Annotated in this window: 14 protein-coding genes; 9 read left to right on the top strand and 5 right to left on the bottom strand. The window is 67.7% G+C overall.

Going from position 1 to position 14,397, the window contains the following annotated elements; all coding sequences use genetic code 11:
* Positions 1–62: 62 nt before the first annotated feature.
* The 3 genes from gnd to dnaA all read right to left on the bottom strand — a co-directional run bounded on the left by gnd (position 63) and on the right by dnaA (position 5,452).
* A complete protein-coding gene (gnd, locus tag AB0F04_RS21525; protein ID WP_104779130.1) occupies positions 63–938 on the bottom strand; it encodes a phosphogluconate dehydrogenase (NAD(+)-dependent, decarboxylating) in 876 nt (291 codons plus the stop codon).
* A gap of 207 nt (positions 939–1,145) precedes the next feature.
* Complete coding sequence (gene dnaN / locus AB0F04_RS21520; RefSeq protein WP_362043575.1) at positions 1,146–2,276, bottom strand: DNA polymerase III subunit beta; 1,131 nt, start codon at positions 2,274–2,276, stop codon at positions 1,146–1,148.
* 1,082 nt (positions 2,277–3,358) lie between these two features.
* Positions 3,359–5,452: a chromosomal replication initiator protein DnaA gene (gene dnaA / locus AB0F04_RS21515; RefSeq protein WP_362043574.1), complete on the bottom strand. Its 2,094-nt coding sequence runs from the start codon at positions 5,450–5,452 to the stop codon at positions 3,359–3,361.
* 397 nt (positions 5,453–5,849) lie between these two features.
* Between dnaA and rpmH the strand changes: the two genes are divergently transcribed.
* The 9 genes from rpmH (at position 5,850) to AB0F04_RS21470 (ending at position 12,838) form a co-directional block, all read left to right on the top strand.
* The gene (gene rpmH / locus AB0F04_RS21510) at positions 5,850–5,987 is read left to right on the top strand and encodes a 50S ribosomal protein L34 (RefSeq protein WP_003956500.1); all 138 of its coding nucleotides are present in this window, start codon (positions 5,850–5,852) and stop codon (positions 5,985–5,987) included.
* A 21-nt stretch (positions 5,988–6,008) separates the two neighbouring features.
* Positions 6,009–6,380 (top strand): ribonuclease P protein component, encoded by a 372-nt coding sequence (rnpA, locus tag AB0F04_RS21505; protein WP_078625383.1) that lies wholly within the window; start codon positions 6,009–6,011, stop codon positions 6,378–6,380.
* Complete coding sequence (gene yidD / locus AB0F04_RS21500) at positions 6,377–6,751, top strand: membrane protein insertion efficiency factor YidD (RefSeq protein WP_053670149.1); 375 nt, start codon at positions 6,377–6,379, stop codon at positions 6,749–6,751. Before rnpA ends, yidD begins: the two co-directional genes overlap by 4 nt.
* A gap of 3 nt (positions 6,752–6,754) precedes the next feature.
* Positions 6,755–8,044, top strand: coding sequence for a membrane protein insertase YidC (gene yidC / locus AB0F04_RS21495; protein WP_362043573.1), 1,290 nt, complete (start codon positions 6,755–6,757; stop codon positions 8,042–8,044).
* 15 nt (positions 8,045–8,059) lie between these two features.
* Positions 8,060–8,572, top strand: coding sequence for a R3H domain-containing nucleic acid-binding protein (locus AB0F04_RS21490; protein WP_053670147.1), 513 nt, complete (start codon positions 8,060–8,062; stop codon positions 8,570–8,572).
* Positions 8,573–8,697: 125 nt separating this feature from the next.
* A complete protein-coding gene (gene rsmG / locus AB0F04_RS21485) occupies positions 8,698–9,414 on the top strand; it encodes a 16S rRNA (guanine(527)-N(7))-methyltransferase RsmG (protein ID WP_362043572.1) in 717 nt (238 codons plus the stop codon).
* Between the two features lie 308 nt (positions 9,415–9,722).
* Positions 9,723–10,799, top strand: a complete 1,077-nt coding sequence (locus AB0F04_RS21480) for a ParA family protein (RefSeq protein ID WP_078955964.1) — start codon at positions 9,723–9,725, stop codon at positions 10,797–10,799.
* Positions 10,796–11,896 carry a ParB/RepB/Spo0J family partition protein gene (locus AB0F04_RS21475; protein WP_362043571.1) on the top strand — a complete coding sequence of 367 codons (1,101 nt, stop codon included), beginning with the start codon at positions 10,796–10,798 and terminating at the stop codon, positions 11,894–11,896. Before AB0F04_RS21480 ends, AB0F04_RS21475 begins: the two co-directional genes overlap by 4 nt.
* A 324-nt stretch (positions 11,897–12,220) precedes the next feature.
* Positions 12,221–12,838, top strand: a complete 618-nt coding sequence (locus AB0F04_RS21470; protein WP_362043570.1) for a GNAT family N-acetyltransferase — start codon at positions 12,221–12,223, stop codon at positions 12,836–12,838.
* 98 nt (positions 12,839–12,936) lie between these two features.
* Here the strand turns inward: AB0F04_RS21470 and trxA are convergent, their stop codons facing one another.
* Both trxA and trxB read right to left on the bottom strand, forming a co-directional pair.
* Positions 12,937–13,269, bottom strand: a complete 333-nt coding sequence (gene trxA, locus AB0F04_RS21465) for a thioredoxin (protein WP_030847066.1) — start codon at positions 13,267–13,269, stop codon at positions 12,937–12,939.
* Between the two features lie 45 nt (positions 13,270–13,314).
* The gene (gene trxB, locus AB0F04_RS21460) at positions 13,315–14,283 is read right to left on the bottom strand and encodes a thioredoxin-disulfide reductase (RefSeq protein ID WP_362043569.1); all 969 of its coding nucleotides are present in this window, start codon (positions 14,281–14,283) and stop codon (positions 13,315–13,317) included.
* Positions 14,284–14,397 lie beyond the last annotated feature (114 nt).

Raw genomic sequence — 14,397 nt, 5'->3', positions numbered from 1 at the left:
CCTCCCCGGACGGTTGTGGACTGCCGTGCAGCCCTGTGGACTACTTCTTCTTCTCGTCTGGACTACTTCTTCTCGACCGCGTGGCCGCCGAACTGGTTCCGCAGCGCCGCGATCATCTTCATCTGGGGCGAGTCCTCCTGGCGGGAGGCGAACCGCGCGAACAGCGACGCGGTGATCGCCGGCAGCGGCACCGCGTTGTCGATGGCGGCCTCCACAGTCCAGCGTCCCTCGCCGGAGTCCTGTGCATAACCCCGCAGCTCATCCAGGTGCTCGTCCTCGTCGAGCGCGTTGACCGCGAGGTCGAGCAGCCAGGAGCGGATGACCGTGCCCTCCTGCCAGGAGCGGAAGACCTCCCGGACGTCGGTCACGGAGTCGACCTTCTCCAGGAGCTCCCAGCCCTCCGCGTAAGCCTGCATCATCGCGTACTCGATGCCGTTGTGGACCATCTTCGCGAAGTGGCCAGCACCGACCTTGCCGGCGTGCACGGAGCCGGAGTCGCCCTCCGGCTTGAGGGCGTCGAAGACCGGCTGCACCTTGGCGACGTTCTCCTTGTCGCCGCCGTACATCAGGGCATAGCCGTTCTCCAGACCCCAGACGCCGCCGGAGACACCGCAGTCGACGAACCCGATGCCCTTGGCCGCCAGCTCCTCGGCGTGCTTGACGTCGTCGGTCCAGCGGGAGTTGCCGCCGTCCACGACGACGTCGCCCGGCTCCAGCAGTTCCGCGAGCCGGTCGATCGTGGTCTGCGTGGCCTCGCCCGCGGGGACCATCACCCAGATCACGCGCGGTCCGCTGAGCTTGCCCACAAGCTCTTCCAGGCTGTGGACATCGGCGAGGTCCGGGTTGCGGTCGTATCCGAGGACGGTGTGACCTGCGCGGCGGATCCGCTCGCGCATGTTGCCGCCCATCTTGCCGAGGCCGACGAGACCGAGCTCCATCAGTTGTTTTCCTTAGGTTCTGCGACGTGGCGTGGCGGCACGTGCGTACCGCCAGGCACTTTCGTACCCACGTCCGACCCTAAACCCGGACGCTCGCGCACATCTGTGGGCATACGCGCTCAGTCGTACGCCCTCACCTGCGGATTTGTCCTCAGCCTGTGGACAGCCGCCGGTGATCCCCTGCCTGATTGCGGCCGCGGGGCCTGCTCAGCCGCTGAGGCGGACCGGCATGATCAGGTACTTGTAGGCGTCGTCCGCCTCGGCGTCCAGCGCCGGCTTGCCGCTGAGCAGGGCGGGCTTGGTGGACGTCGTGAACGACAGCTGGGCCACCGGGGAGTCGATGGCGCTCAGGCCGTCCAGCAGGAACGTCGGGTTGAAGGCGATCGAGATGTCGTCGCCCTCGAGCTGGGCGTCAACCCTTTCCACAGCCTGTGCGTCGTCACTGGAACCGGCTTCCAGGATGAGCACGCCCTGCTCGAAGCTGAGCCGCACCGGGGTGTTGCGCTCGGCGACCAGGGCCACGCGCTTGACGGCCTCCACGAAGGGGGCGGTCTCGATGACGGCGACGCTGTTGAACTCCGTCGGGAACAGCGTGCGGTACTTCGGGAGGTCACCCTCGAGCAGGCGGGTCGTCGTCCGCCGGCCGGCACCCTCGAAGCCGATCAGGCCCTCGCCGGAGCCCGAGCCGGACAGCGCCAGGATCACCTGGTCGCCGCTGGTCAGGGCCTTGGCGGTGTCCAGAAGCGTCTTGGCGGGCACCAGGGCGACCGCGGAGGCCTCCGGGTTCTCCGGCTTCCACAGGAACTCGCGGACCGCGAAGCGGTAGCGGTCGGTGGACGCCAGCGTGACGGTGTCGCCCTCGATCTCGATGCGCACACCGGTGAGGACGGGCAGCGTGTCGTCACGGCCGGCCGCGATGGCGACCTGGGCGGCGGCGGAGGCGAAGACCTCGCCGGGGACCGTGCCCGTCGCGTTCGGCATCTGGGGCAGGGCCGGGTACTCCTCCACAGGCAGGGTGTGGAGTGTGAACCGGGACGAGCCGCAGACCACGGTCGCCCGTACACCGTCTGTGGAGATCTCCACCGGGCGGTTGGGCAGCGCGCGGCAGATGTCGGCGAGCAGGCGGCCGGAGACCAGGACCGTGCCCTCCTCCTCGACCTCGGCCTCCACGGAGACCCGCGCGGAGACCTCGTAGTCGAAGCCGGACAGGCTCAGCTGGCCTTCCTCGGCCTTCAGCAGGAGGCCGGCGAGGACAGGCGCCGGCGGACGGGCCGGGAGGCTGCGTGCCGCCCAGGCCACTGCCTCCGCGAGTACGTCGCGTTCCACCCGGATCTTCACTGTTGCCGCCTCCTGCTGTTGCCGGCGCTTCTCGCTCTGCCTGGCCCTCGTCGTCTGTCTCGGTGCCGTCGGTCCCTGTGAGGGGGAGGACACCGGGGACCAGTCTGACGCACGGCACTGACAGTAGGTGCCTCTCGGGGTCAAGTCGTGACGAGGGGCGGTCGGGCACCGAAGAGCGAGTTGTGCACAGGGCCCCCTTCGAAACGGATTCCCAGCTCTCTCTAGTCGGGAGTAGTAGTAGGGCCTGTGGATACCGTGGATAACCTCGTTTGCCCAGCTCAGAGCGCGAATTTTGTCCACGGGGCCTGTGGGTGGAGGCAGTGGACAACCGGGTGCATCTGTGGAGAACAGAAAGTTCTGCACACGCCGTGCACAGGGGGAGGCGAGTTCTCCCCAGCGCCATCCCCAGCTTTACCCACCTTTCCCACAGCCCAACCCGGCACCTTTGTGTGACGCCTTTCACTCGACCCGGTGAGGAGGCGCGTCGTGTTGCCGAACAGTGGACAGGCATGTGGAGAAGCAGCCGATCGCTGGGGACAACGGCCCCCAGCCTGTGGGCAGCCGGTGGACAACTCGATGCACAGCCTGTGGATCCTCTCGTCGTCCACAGTCTGTGGAGATCCTTCGTCCACCAATCCACAAGCACCTGAGCTGGTCTGATGGTCTTTCAACAGCGGCCGCTGTGGACACGATCTGGACAACTCCCCGGTCCCCAGGATGTGGACGGCAGAAAGTCGCCGAATCTGTGGAGGGAGGCCGTAACCCGGCGCCTAATCGAACAGCGGGTTGCGGACGGGTGGCTGGGGACAGAGGCCGGAGCTGCGCACCAGCAGGGGTTCCGGGGGGCGCGGAGGGGCTCAGGAGCCCTGGGACGGGGCTGCCGCCGCGCCCGTCCGTGCCGCCCCGGCGGACCCCGGACATGCGACGTGCCGGCGGACCCCGGACATGCGACGTGCCGGCGGACCCCGGGCATGAGACGCGTCGGCGGACCCCGGGCATGAGACGCGTCGGTGGCTCAGGGGTATGAGAAAGGCGCCCCGTGAAGCCTCAGGGGCGCCTTCAGTGGCGTACCGCCGTCGCCATCAGCCGTTCTTGATGCGGTTGGTCAGCTCCGTGACCTGGTTGTAGATGGAGCGACGCTCGGCCATCAGGTTGCGGATCTTGCGGTCCGCGTGCATGACCGTGGTGTGGTCGCGCCCGCCGAACAGCGCACCGATCTTGGGCAGGGACAGGTCGGTCAGCTCACGGCACAGATACATGGCGATCTGCCGGGCGGTGACGAGGGCGCGCCCGCGGGAGGTGCCGCACAGGTCCTCGACGGTCAGCCCGAAGTAGTCGGCCGTCGCGCCCATGATGGCCGTCGAGGTGATCTCGGGGGCCGAGTCCTCGCCGCCGGGGATGAGGTCCTTCAGGACGATCTCCGTCAGCCCCAGGTCCACCGGCTGCCGGTTGAGCGAGGCGAACGCCGTGACGCGGATCAGCGCACCTTCCAGCTCGCGGATGTTGCGCGAGATGCGGGACGCGATGAACTCCAGCACCTCCGGCGGCGCGTTCAGCTGCTCCTGCACGGCCTTCTTGCGGAGGATCGCGATCCGCGTCTCCAGCTCGGGCGGCTGGACGTCCGTGATCAGTCCCCACTCGAAACGGTTCCGCAGCCGGTCCTCCAGCGTCACCAGCTGCTTCGGCGGCCGGTCGGAGGACAGCACGATCTGCTTGTTGGCGTTGTGCAGCGTGTTGAAGGTGTGGAAGAACTCCTCCTGCGTCGACTCCTTGTCCGCGAGGAACTGGATGTCGTCGACGAGCAGGATGTCCATCTCCCGGTACCGCTTGCGGAAGCTGTCGCCCTTGCCGTCGCGGATGGAGTTGATGAACTCGTTGGTGAACTCCTCCGAGCTCACGTACCGCACGCGCGTGCCCGGGTAGAGGCTGCGGGCGTAGTGCCCGATCGCGTGCAGCAGGTGGGTCTTGCCGAGTCCGGACTCCCCGTAGATGAACAAGGGGTTGTACGCCTTCGCCGGCGCCTCGGCCACAGCGACCGCGGCGGCGTGCGCGAAGCGGTTGGAGGCGCCGATGACGAAGGTGTCGAAGAGGTACTTCGGGTTCAGGCGGGCGGTCGGCTCACCCGGGCCGGTCGCCGGTGCCGGCTGAGCGGCCAGGGGGCCGGGCGCGCCGGTCGTCGGCAGGTTCGGACCGACCGGTCCGCCCCGGTGCACGTGGCCCGAACCGGCGGGCGGGTCGGGCAGCTCCCGGCGCACCGTGTCGCGCTGGTCGTACTCACCGCGTGACGTGTCGTACTCGGAACGCGGCTGCTCGTAAGAGGGGCGCTCCATGGGCTGCGGGCGGTAGTCCTGGGAAGGGGGGCCGTAGGAGTCCTGGGACGGGGGGCCGTAGGAGTCCTTGGGACCCTTGGATCCGTACGCGTCCTGTGAGCCGGAGCCGTAGGGGTCCTGTGGGGTGTACGAGTCCTGGTGGCCGTACGAATCCTGGCCCGGTGACGCGTACGGGTCACGCTCCGGGAAGCCGAGGCGCTGCTGCTGCCAGCCGTAGTCCTCCTGCTGTGCAGGCCGCGGCCAGGCGCCGGGCTCGGGGCGCTGGTACTCGGACGGGTAGGCGGGGCGGGCGGTCGGAAGCTGGTCTGCGCGCGTAGGCGGAAGCTGGTCGCCGGCCGGTCCGGGCGCCTGGTCGGCGCGGTGGCGGCCGTAACCCTCGTACCCGTCGCGGTCCGGGCGGTCGTAGCCGTCGCGCTCGGGGCGGTCGTACGCGTCGCGGTCCGGGCGGTCGTACGCGTCGCGCTCGGGGCGGTCGTAGCCGTCGCGGTCCTGGCGCGCGGCGGGGAGCTCGGGCTCCTCGTAGCGCTGCTGGGAGCGGGCCGGGGGCGCCGGCGGGGCGGGGGGCTCGCCGGCGGAGTCGTCGACGGTGATCGCGATCCGGATCGGGCGGCCGCACTCGCGGCTCAGCGTCTCGCTGACGATCGGCGCCAGCCGGCCCTCCAGTACGCCTTTCGCGAACTCGTTCGGTACGGCGAGCAGGGCGGTGTCCGCGACCAGTGCAAGCGGCTGACAACGCCGGATCCAGTGTTCGTCCTTGCCTTCGACCCCCTGGCCGCGGCCCTCCCCGAGGAGCTGCTCCAATACGCGTGGCCACACTGCGGCAAGATCGGCAGGTACGTCAGCCACAGGGCACGCTCTCTCACAGGTCCCACGAACGTGTGGTTCTGGGACGGCTTGGGATGTCATCCGGGTGGGTGGGCGGGAGCAAACCCGCCGCGGCAGGGACAAGGGAACGAATCGGAGTTCCGTCACGGTAGTCAGCGCGGCGGGTACGGTTCAAGTTGTTGTCCCCAGCCTGTGGACAAGTGTCTCCCGGCGACTCCCGGTTTGACCGGATGGCGTAGCCGCGCGTACCGTAACCAGGTCGAGTTGTCGATGGCTGCTGCCGCCTGCCTCCGATGGGCACAGATCATTTGGGTGATCGGTCAGCGGTGCACTCGGGCGTAACTGCGAGCTACTCGTGGGCGCACGGTGACAGCCAGGACGGCACCCCGCAACCACCGATTCTTTCTGGAGCCCCCGAGTGAGCAAGCGCACCTTCCAGCCGAACAACCGTCGTCGCGCGAAGACCCACGGCTTCCGGCTGCGTATGCGTACCCGTGCCGGCCGCGCGATTCTCGCGTCCCGCCGTAGCAAGGGTCGCGCCCGCCTGTCCGCCTGATTCCGATCAGGTCATGACGTCGTGCTGCCCACCGAGAACCGGCTGAGGCGGCGCGAGGACTTCGCGACCGCGGTACGGCGAGGCCGTCGGGCAGGACGCCCGCACCTCGTCGTCCACCTTCGAAGCGGTGCCACGGACCCGCATGCGCCTGGGGAGAGCGCTCCCCCGACGCGTGCGGGTTTCGTCGTGAGCAAAGCCGTGGGTGGCGCGGTCGTGCGCAACAAAGTGAAGCGCAGGCTTCGCCACCTGATGCGCGAGCGAGTCGCCCAGCTGCCCCCCGGTAGCCTGGTAGTCGTACGAGCGCTGCCCGGATCGGGCGACGCCGACCATGCACAGCTGGCCCGAGACCTGGATGCCGCTCTCCAGCGGTTGCTGGGAGGGGGCGCGCGATGAAGTACCCGCTGCTGGCTCTGATCAAGCTCTACCAGTGGACGATCAGTCCGCTGCTCGGGCCGGTCTGCAAGTACTACCCGTCGTGCTCCCACTACGGCTTCACGGCCATCGACCGGCATGGTGCCATCAAGGGAACGGCACTCACGGCCTGGCGCATCCTGCGGTGCAATCCGTGGTCGCTGGGCGGTGTGGACCATGTCCCGCCGCGCAAGCGCCCGCGGTGGCACGAAATGCTGCGCAACGCGTGGCATGCACGCAAGGGCGGGCCCTCCGCCGTCGGACCGGCCACCGAGGGACGGACTTCTCCCACCAGTCCGTCGAGTCCTTCGAGCCCGGCCGCAGAGACACCGTCCCATGCCCAAGGAGCATGATTAGTGGACACGATTGCCAGCCTCTTCAGCTTTATCACCACACCCGTCTCCTGGGTCATCGTCCAGTTCCACTCGGTGTACGGCGCCCTCTTCGGCCCTGACACCGGCTGGGCCTGGGGCCTGTCGATCGTGTCGCTGGTGATCCTGATCCGCATCTGCCTGATCCCGCTCTTCGTGAAGCAGATCAAGGCGACCCGGGCCATGCAGACGCTGCAGCCCGAGATGAAGAAGATCCAGGAGCGCTACAAGAACGACAAGCAGCGCCAGTCCGAAGAGATGATGAAGCTGTACAAGGAGACGGGCACCAACCCGCTCTCCTCGTGCCTTCCCATCCTGGCGCAGTCCCCGTTCTTCTTCGCCCTGTACCACGTGCTCAACAGCATCGCGAACAACGACACCATCGGTGTCATCAACGACAGCCTGCTGAAGAGCGCGCAGCAGGCGCACATCTTCGGGGCCCCGCTGGCCGCGAAGTTCACCGACAGCACCGCTGACGTCGCCGCCCTCGACGCTTCGCTGACCACCGTCCGTATCGTCACCGCGGTCATGATCGTCCTGATGTCGGCGTCGCAGTTCTTCACCCAGCGCCAGCTGATGACGAAGAACGTCGACACCACGGTGAAGACCCCGTTCATGCAGCAGCAGAAGATGCTGATGTATGTCTTCCCGGTCATGTTCGCTGTCTTCGGCATCAACTTCCCGGTCGGTGTCCTCGTCTACTGGCTGACCACCAACGTGTGGACCATGGGCCAGCAGATGTACGTCATCCACAACAACCCGACCCCGGGTTCCAAGGCCCAGGCCTCGTACCTCGACCGCCTGAGCAAGCACGTCACGCAGCACGAGAAGGTCGGTCGGCGCCGCGACCGTGCCATCGTGAAGGCGATCGTCGCCAAGGGCCGCGACCGCAACGAGTTCGAGCGCAAGTTCATCAACGGACTCAGCAAGGCCGGCCTCGCCGCCCAGGCCGACGGCACCGTGATCAAGAGCGACACCGCGGCCGCAGCCCAGGCCGAGGACGGCACGCCGACCACCGCCGTCGGCACCCCCAAGCGTCAGCAGCCGAAGCGGCAGAGCAAGTCGCAGCGGCAGCACGGCGGCGCGGTCGGCCCGAAGGCGGCCGGTGAGAACGAGCCGAAGACATCGCTCACCAAGTCCGACGAGCCCGAGGGTGCCAAGCCCGCCGCCGCTGCCAAGAAGGGCGGCGCGAAGCCCGCCGGCGGTACCCGCAGCAAGGCCCAGTCCGGACAGCGCAAGGGTCCGCAGCGGCCCAAGTCCCCGTCCAAGAAGTAAGAAGGAGTCCATCCCGTGACGGAAGGCACCACCTCCGCCGCTGCCGAGGGTGCAGACACCCTGACTCGCCTGGAGCAGGAAGGCGAGATCGCGGCGGACTACCTGGAGGGTCTGCTCGACATCGCCGACCTCGACGGCGACATCGACATGGACGTCGAGGCCGACCGCGCCTCCGTCTCGATCATCAGTGACACGGGCGGCCGCGACCTGCAGAAGCTGGTCGGCCGTGACGGCGAGGTGCTGGAAGCGCTCCAGGAGCTCACCCGTCTGGCTGTGCACCGGGAAACCGGTGACCGCAGCCGCCTGATGCTCGACATCGCGGGGTACCGGGCACAGAAGCGTTCCGAGCTGTCCGAGCTGGGCGCCAAGGCCGCCGCGGAGGCCAAGAGCAGTGGTGAGGCCGTCAAGCTGAAGCCGATGACGCCCTTCGAGCGCAAGGTCGTGCACGACGCGGTCAAGGCAGCGGGCCTGCGCAGCGAGTCCGAGGGCGAGGAGCCGCAGCGCTTCGTCGTCGTGCTGCCCGCCTGACCGGCCTCTACGTTCTCCGGCCCCGTCTGTTGCGCAGGCGGGGCCGAACTTTGTCAGCCTGATAGTTCTGGTGGTTCTGGTGTCGGCGCCGGGTGCGCTGATGCGGTACGGAAGGACGGTCCCCCGTGACGGAGGCAGCGGAGCTTCCCCCCGCGCCCGAGCAGGCGCGCGAGGTGTTCGGTGATCGCTTCGCGGATGCGGTGCGGTACGCCGAGCTGCTCGCAGAGGCGGGCGTGCAGCGCGGTCTCATCGGCCCGCGAGAGGTGCCCCGGCTGTGGGAGCGGCACCTGCTGAACTGCGCGGTGCTCTCGGAGGTCGTGCCCGATGGCGTGACCGTGTGCGATGTCGGCTCCGGCGCCGGGCTCCCCGGCATTCCGCTGGCGCTGGTCCGCACCGACCTGAAGATCACGCTCCTGGAGCCGCTGCTCCGGCGCACCAACTTCCTCACCGAAGTCGTGGAGCTGCTCGGCCTGGACCATGTGACGGTCATGCGCGGCCGGGCCGAAGAGGTCATGGGGAAGATTCAGCCCGTCCACGTCGTGACGGCCCGAGCCGTCGCGCCGCTCGACCGGCTCGCCACCTGGGGCATTCCGCTGTTGCGACCGTACGGGGAGATGCTCGCACTCAAGGGCGACACCGCCGAGGAGGAGCTGAAGAGCGCTTCGGTGGCGCTGAGCAAGCTGGGTGCGGTGGGGACGTCCATCCTGCATGTGGGTGAGGGCGTGGTCGATCCGACCTCCACCGTCGTACGGGTCGAGGTCGGGGAGAGCCCCGGCGGTGTGCGCTTCGCTGCGAAGCGCGCGAAGGCGGCTCGCACGGGGCGGACCCGGCGTCGGCGCTGAGCGGATCCGTCCCTGCGCGGCTGATCCGTCCTTGCGACGCTGATCCGTCCTGAGGAAGAGACGTACTCCACACAAGCTGCCAAACCCATGCATGCCGGAGTGTCGCGACAGTCCGGCCACGACTGCTGTGCATCGTGTTTCACGTGAAACGTCGCTCACTGCTGCACGGCATCATCAGTCGTGGCCGCGCTGCGGCCGAACCCCGCGACCGAAAGCCTCTTGGTTCACTCGATGAGGGACCTGAGGTATCCACAGAGGTGGATTTCTCCACAGAACGCCAGGCCTCACTGGTTCGCGACCCCGAAGACATGGGAGGCTCTGTTCATTGCGAGCCTGAAGTCGAGGAGAGTGAATCCTTGCGGTCCGACGCCAACATCGCGGGACCGATGACCGATCCGGTCCCCGGTCCCCGTACCGAGTCGATGGGGGCGGATGTTTCACGTGAAACACCGCCTCCGATGGACGACACTCCCATCGGTCGTGCTGCCCAACTGGCGGTGGAGGCTCTGGGGCGTGCCGGCGAGGGCCTGCCACGGCCCGAGCAGACGCGCATCATCGTGGTCGCCAATCAGAAGGGCGGTGTGGGGAAGACGACGACGACCGTCAACCTCGCCGCATCGCTGGCGCTGCACGGTGGCCGGGTCCTGGTGGTCGATCTCGACCCGCAGGGCAACGCCTCAACCGCTCTGGGCATCGATCATCACGCCGAAGTCCCTTCCATCTACGACGTGTTGGTCGACAGCAAGCCGCTCTCCGAGGTTGTCCAGCCGGTCCCGGATGTCGAGGGACTCTTCTGCGCCCCCGCCACAATCGATCTCGCCGGTGCGGAGATCGAGCTGGTGTCCCTGGTGGCACGGGAGAGCAGGCTGCAGCGCGCGATCCAGGCGTACGAACAGCCGCTGGACTACATCCTCATCGACTGCCCGCCTTCGCTCGGTCTTCTGACGGTCAATGCCCTCGTGGCGGGCCAGGAGGTCCTGATCCCCATCCAGTGCGAGTACTACGCACTGGAAGGCCTTGGGCAGCTGCTGCGCAACGTCGACCTGGTGCGGGGGCATCTCAACCCCGCCCTGCATGTGTCGACCATCCTGCTCACCATGTACGACGGCCGGACGCGCCTCGCCTCCCAGGTCGCGGATGAGGTGCGCACCCACTTCGGTGACGAGGTACTGCGGACGAGCATCCCCCGCTCCGTCCGTATCTCGGAGGCACCGAGTTATGGGCAGACGGTGTTGACCTACGATCCTGGATCGAGTGGTGCCCTCTCCTATCTTGAGGCGGCACGAGAGATCGCGCTGAAGGGCGTCGGCATCAGCTATGACGCGACGCACGCGCATATCGGCGCACAGCAGAACGACCCGAGCATGGTGGAGGGCATTCAGTGAGCGAGCGACGGAGGGGGCTGGGCCGTGGTCTCGGCGCACTGATCCCTGCCGCACCGACGGAGAAGTCGGTGGCCCAGGCGGCGTCGGGAAACGTTGTGTCCACGTCCCCCGCGGCAGTGCCTGCGCTGCCGAACGACCGTGGGGTGGCCGCGGCGAAGGTGGCGACGCTGCCGTCTGTTTCACGTGAAACGGAGGAGCCGCCGCTGTCGACTGCTCCTGCCGCGCCTGCGGCACCCATTGGTGCGCACTTCGCCGAGATCCCGCTCGACTCCATCTCGCCGAACCCGCGCCAGCCACGTGACGTCTTCGACGAGGACGCGCTGTCCGAGCTCATCACTTCCATCAAGGAAGTGGGGCTCCTCCAGCCGGTCGTCGTGCGGCAGGTGGGTCCTGGCCGCTACGAGCTCATCATGGGCGAACGTCGCTGGCGGGCCTGTCGTGAAGCGGGGCTGGAGGCGATCCCGGCCATCGTGCGCGCCACGGAGGACGAGAAGCTCCTCCTGGACGCCCTGCTGGAGAACCTGCACCGCGCCCAGCTGAACCCTCTGGAAGAGGCGGCGGCCTACGACCAGTTGCTGAGGGACTTCAACTGCACGCATGACCAGCTGGCGGACCGCATCGGCCGATCCCGTCCTCAGGTTTCCAACACCCTGCGACTGCTGAAGCTCTCCCCGGCCGTGCAGCGCAGGGTCGCCGCCGGGGTGCTCTCCGCCGGCCACGCGCGGGCCCTGCTCTCCGTCGAGGACTCGGAGGAGCAGGACCGGCTCGCACACCGCATTGTGGCCGAGGGTCTCTCCGTGCGTGCCGTCGAGGAGATCGTGACCCTGATGGGGTCACGACCCCAGAAGGCTCAGAAGCCCAAGGGCCCTCGTGCCGGTGCGCGGGTCTCTCCCGCACTGTCCGACCTCGCCACGCGGCTGTCCGACCGCTTCGAGACACGAGTGAAGGTCGACCTGGGCCAGAAGAAGGGCAAGATCACCGTCGAGTTCGCCTCGATGGAGGACCTTGAGCGGATCCTCGGCTCACTCGCTCCTGGTGAAGGACCGGTCCTGCAGAAGAGTCTCCTCGAGGGTGACTCCGAGGAGAACGAGTCCTGAGCCTCCGGCAAGGAGCCTCCGCGGTGCGGGAGACGGAGCGGGCCATGTCCGGTGTGTGCCGGAACGTGGCCTGCTCTGTTCCTTTCTGGCGGTATCGATGGAATCTCGTCGTGGATACGATGCGTTGGGTACGGCGCAACCACTTGGCAGCACCTCTGAGAGGGAGGCAGGGGCCATGCGAACCATGAGGCGCACCGGATTGGTGAGCGCCGGTTTGGGACTGGGGGCAGTCGGTGGGTTCATCGGCAGTCTCCTCAGGGAACGGAGTGCTCTGACAGCCGCCCGCGACGCGGCGGCGGGCGAAGGAAGCGAGGATCAGCCTTCATGGGCCGCCGGCTCGTACCGCTCACGCTGGACAACCTCCAGGACCTTCCCAAGCGTTGTCGATCGTGTGTCTTCTGGGAACTCGACCCCGTCAGCGGTGAGGCCGCGGTAGAGGCGGGCACGTCTGCTGCGGAGAAGGAAGCCTGGATCTCGGCGGTCCTGCTGGACTGGGGCTCCTGCGGGCGCGTCGTGTATGTCGACGACGTTCCCGTGGGCTTCGTGCACTACGCCCCGCCCGCCTACGTTCCCCGCTCCACGGCGTTTCCCACGAGTCCTGTCTCGCCTGACGCGGTGCAGTTGATGACCGCGTTCATCGTTCCCGGTTACCAGGGGCAGGGACTCGGGCGCGTCATGGTGCAGACGGTCGCCAAGGATCTTCTGCGGCGCGGCTTCAAGGCGATCGAGGCCTTCGGAGATGCGCGCTGGAAAGAGCCTGCCTGCCTCCTACCCGCCGACCATCTTCTGGCTGTGGGCTTCAAGACGGTTCGCCAGCACCCCACTCACCCCCGGCTGAGGCTGGAACTGAGATCCACGCTCTCCTGGAAGGAAGACGTCGAGATGGCACTGGACCGGCTCCTGGGAGCGGTGCAGAAAGAGCCGGCGCTGCGACCGCTGTAGTCGCTGCAGTGCAGTCAAACAAATGGGCCAGCCCATCCGGGCTGGCCCATTCGTGTTTCACGTGAAACATGCGCCGTCGGTGCGACGGCCCAGCCGATTCACTCGGCGATGAACTCCTCGAGGTCGCGAACGATCGCGGCCTTCGGCTTCGCGCCGACGATGGTCTTGGCGACCTCGCCACCCTGGTAGACGTTCAGGGTCGGGATGGACATGACGCCGTACTTGGCGGCCGTACCCGGGTTCTCGTCGATGTTCAGCTTGACGATCTCGATCTTGTCACCGTACTCGGAGGCGATCGCCTCAAGGGACGGGGCGATCTGGCGGCACGGACCGCACCAGGCGGCCCAGAAGTCCACCAGAACAGGCTTGTCGCTCTTGAGGACGTCCTGCTCGAAGGAGTCGTCGGTCACATTCTTCAGGGTGCCGGCCACGGCGGGCTCCTTAACTGGTTGGTGCGTGGGGCGGGTAGGGAGAGGTCAGACAGAGGTCTTCTCGGGCTCCGGCTGCTCCTCGTCCGCCAGGGCGGCGAGGTAGCGCTCGGCGTCGAGAGCCGCGGAGCAGCCGGTCCCGGCTGCGGTGATCGCCTGACGGTAGGTGTGGTCGACCACGTCGCCGGCGGCGAAGACCCCGGTCAGGTTCGTGCGCGTCGACGGCGCCTGCACCTTCAGGTACCCCTCTTCATCCAGGTCGAGCTGACCCTTGAAGAGTTCGGTGCGCGGGTCGTGGCCGATGGCGATGAACAGTCCGGTGACCGGCAGGTCCGAGAGCTCACCGGTCTTGAGGTTGCGAAGCTTCAGACCTGAGAGCTTCGGGTCGCCCTGAATCTCGGCGACCTCGCTGTCCCAGACGAAGGAGATCTTCGGGTCGGCGAAGGCGCGCTCCTGCATGGCCTTGGAGGCGCGCAGGGTGTCACGACGGTGGACGATGGTCACGGACTTGGCGAACCGCGAGAGGAAGGTCGCCTCCTCCATCGCGGTGTCGCCGCCACCGATCACGGCGATGTCCTGGTCCTTGAAGAAGAACCCGTCACAGGTGGCGCACCAGGACACGCCACGGCCGGAGAGGGCGTCCTCGTTCGGCAGGCCGAGCTTGCGGTGCTGCGAGCCGGTGGCGACGATGACGGCCTTCGCCCGGTGCACGGTGCCTGCCGTGTCCGTGACGGTCTTGATCTCACCGCTCAGGTCGACGGCCACGATGTCGTCCGGGACGAGTTCGGCTCCGAAGCGCTCTGACTGGGCGCGCATGTTGTCCATGAGCTCGGGGCCCATGATGCCGTCCTGGAAGCCCGGAAAGTTCTCGACGTCGGTGGTGTTCATGAGCGCACCACCAGCGGTGACGGCGCCCTCGAACACCAGGGGCTTCAGCGACGCGCGCGCGGTGTAGAGCGCCGCCGTGTAGCCGGCGGGCCCGGAGCCGATGATGATCACGTTACGGACGTCGCTCACGGCTTGATTCCTCGTCTCTGGACTGCGTCGTTCGACCGGTGGGAGTGTCTCTAGGACCTCTCACCCCACCCAACGGATCCTAAGGGGCGCGCATTCCCACTGTGTCCGGGCACA

It is taken from the genome of Streptomyces sp. NPDC029041, assembly GCF_040637515.1.
GTDB lineage: Bacteria > Actinomycetota > Actinomycetes > Streptomycetales > Streptomycetaceae > Streptomyces.
This window is presented reverse-complemented; position numbering and strand designations above follow the sequence as displayed.

What these genes read in the sequence shown, in the direction of transcription:
- AB0F04_RS21480 (WP_078955964.1), top strand. Translation starts at nt 9,723, where the DNA reads ATGGGAGGCTCTGTTCATTGCGAGCCTGAAGTCGAGGAGAGTGAATCC.
- AB0F04_RS21470 (WP_362043570.1), top strand. Translation starts at nt 12,221, where the DNA reads ATGGGCCGCCGGCTCGTACCGCTCACGCTGGACAACCTCCAGGACCTT.
- gnd (WP_104779130.1), bottom strand. Translation starts at nt 938, where the DNA reads ATGGAGCTCGGTCTCGTCGGCCTCGGCAAGATGGGCGGCAACATGCGC.
- yidD (WP_053670149.1), top strand. Translation starts at nt 6,377, where the DNA reads ATGAAGTACCCGCTGCTGGCTCTGATCAAGCTCTACCAGTGGACGATC.